We start from the raw sequence: 613 nt of genomic DNA, 5'->3' as shown, positions 1-613 counted from the left end.
CGCTGTCCCACCTGCTGGCCGATGCCGACAAGGGAGTCATCGTCTACTTCTACCCCAAGGCCTCGACACCCGGATGCACCACGGAGGCCTGCGACTTCCGGGACAACCTCAACACCCTGCGGGGTGCGGGGTACACCGTCGTCGGCGTCAGCCCCGACCATCTGCCCGCCCTGGAGCACTTCACCGAGAAGCAGGGCCTGAACTTCCCGCTGGCCTCCGATCCCGCGCACGAGGTCCTGGAGCGGTGGGGCGCGTGGGGCGAGAAGAAGAACTACGGACGCACCTACGAGGGCGTCATCCGCTCCACAGTGGTCCTGGACCCCGACGGGACGGTGGCCCTCGCCCAGTACAACGTCAAGGCCACCGGGCATGTCGCGCGCCTGCGCAGGGACCTGGGGCTGGACGCCTGAGAGTGAGGCACGACCCGGTCCCGCACACAGGCCGGGTCTGCGGACGCCAGACGGCCCCGGCCCCGGGCGACCTCGTCGGTCATCCCGGAGCCGGGGCCGTCCCCGTCCGTGCGACCCAGCGCGCGGTGGAGAGGATCCCCGGATCGTAGAGGGGGCGCCCACTGGGGTGGCGTGCCTGGGAGGGGGCGAAGGCCTCTGCCGCC

Annotated in this window: 1 protein-coding gene; it reads left to right on the top strand. The window is 71.5% G+C overall.

Annotated features, from left to right (window positions below; genetic code table 11):
* A partial coding sequence (locus FK530_RS24835) for a peroxiredoxin (protein WP_146489470.1) occupies positions 1–410 on the top strand: 410 nt, incomplete at its 5' end.
* Positions 411–613: the final 203 nt, after the last annotated feature.

The organism is Tsukamurella conjunctivitidis (assembly GCF_007858475.1).
Classification (GTDB): domain Bacteria; phylum Actinomycetota; class Actinomycetes; order Mycobacteriales; family Mycobacteriaceae; genus Tsukamurella; species Tsukamurella conjunctivitidis.
This window is presented reverse-complemented; position numbering and strand designations above follow the sequence as displayed.